Annotated in this window: 2 protein-coding genes; both read left to right on the top strand. The window is 61.9% G+C overall.

The genetic code is table 11. From position 1 onward, the window contains the following. Window positions 1-1,363: hypothetical protein (locus tag WAN02_RS09100; RefSeq protein ID WP_422263828.1), on the top strand; the 1,363-nt coding region annotated here is incomplete at its 5' end. A gap of 143 nt (window positions 1,364-1,506) precedes the next feature. Then, window positions 1,507-1,777 (top strand): winged helix-turn-helix domain-containing protein (locus tag WAN02_RS09105; RefSeq protein WP_422263829.1); only part of this gene is annotated, 271 nt, incomplete at its 3' end.

Here is a 1,777-nt window from a genome sequence, read left to right on the forward strand (position 1 = left end):
GAATGACGCTGTTTGGCCTGAGGAACTGAGGCACGAAGACCTGTACAACCAAATGGGCGAGGGCGACTACGGCGTCGGCGTATTCGATGCCTACAATGCCGAGTTCCGACTAAGCGATTACCGGAATCGCGATCTGTACTATCCCGAGAACGGCAGCGGCACGGTACTCGACATCATGGTCAGTGTCTGGACCTATTGGATGGCCGCGACGGACTGTGACGGATATCGGATCGACACCTTCAAACACGTCCCGCCGCCGACGGCGAGGATCTTCACCCAACGCATTCGGGAGTTCGCCAGCAAGATCGGCAAGGACAACTTCCTGATGATGGGCGAAATCGGGGGGCTCGACGCCCAGGCAGCGACCTACCTCGACATTCCAGGTCTACACGTCCTCGAACTTGGAGCGCGCCGCTACCAGCTGCGCACGCTCGCTGCCGGTCAAGGGCAAGCGACAGTATCCAACGTCCTCATGCCCACCATGAGCACGGTCGACGGATTGAACGACAAATCTGTCAGCGACAGCGACAGGGCCGTTCTCGAAGGGATTGGCAGGAGCGACGCTCACGCTCTGGCGAACCGGGTGGTGACGAGCATCGACGATCACGACGGACTCGGCTACGACAAGCGCCGCATCGCAGCCGAGTTCGGCCCTGGCGCGGTCATTCCAGCAACTGCGCTGCTGTTTTTCGGACCCGGCGTTCCGTGCCTGTTCTACGGAACGGAGCAAGCCCTGCGCGGACCGATAGGCCAAGGCAGCAACCTCAACAATTACGGAGTGACAAACGAGGCGCAAGGAGCCGATCGCTACCTCCGCGAGGCGATGTTCGGCCCGCAGCATCCCCGCAGTCCGGGACTTGCGGGGGTCAACGGCCAATTTGATACGGACCTGCCGGGGTTCGGGCCTTGCGGGACGAGTGGGCTGTCCGTCTTCGACCCCAGTAGCCAGTGGTATTCGGGGATCGCGACCTTGGCCAAGCTGCGGTCGAAGCACCATGTACTGGCGATAGGTGAGATCACTGTGCTGGACAGCGGAGGTGTGACAGGAGCCCGATTCGGAATCGGATGCATCCCCCCATCCGTGGTCGCGTGGCTACGACGCGACGCTAATACGGGGGCGGTCGCGTTGATTGTCGTCAACACGCAATCATCGTCAGGCGCGTCGTCCTGGCCCCTCCCGGTTACGCTCGGCCTTCCGGCTTGGGTCGTCGGTTTGGGGCGCTTTCGACGTCTGGCAGCGATTCCGCCTACTAACCGGGAGGCGGTCGCTCGGCCGATCACGCGGAGGCCGCAGAGCGGCTTCCGGTGCGTGGACCTCGGTGACATCTCCGGATGCTGCGTCGCTGTGTACCTCGCGGAGTAGCAGACCTGCAGTGGCACGCCCTACTTCAGAGCAAATGGCCGCGAACCCGACGTGGAATGGCGAGAATTGATGACTCGGTGTAAATGCGTGCGTACCCGCTTGCTACAGTCGGGACCGAAGCCTGTCGATTCGGTCGGTGGTCAATGGGTACGGGTCAGCTCCGTCTCAGCGTCTTGCGGCCCTTGGCCGCGCACATCGACGGACGCGAGGTGGGTCCCGGCCCCGATTCGGTCATCTCTCGGCTTCTTCTCACCGCATTAGCATTGCGCGCAAATTATCCCGTTAGCAAGTCCGAGCTCGTCGATATACTATGGGATAAACCCCCCCCATCAGCTCGCAATCTCGTCGAAAAGTACGTTTCGGTGTGGCGCCGAGCGATCGGGCCGGCCCATTTGGAGACAGTCGGTGCAGGCT

It is taken from the genome of Mycobacterium sp. (assembly GCF_049281135.1).
In the GTDB taxonomy this organism is placed as follows: Bacteria; Actinomycetota; Actinomycetes; order Mycobacteriales; family Mycobacteriaceae; genus Mycobacterium.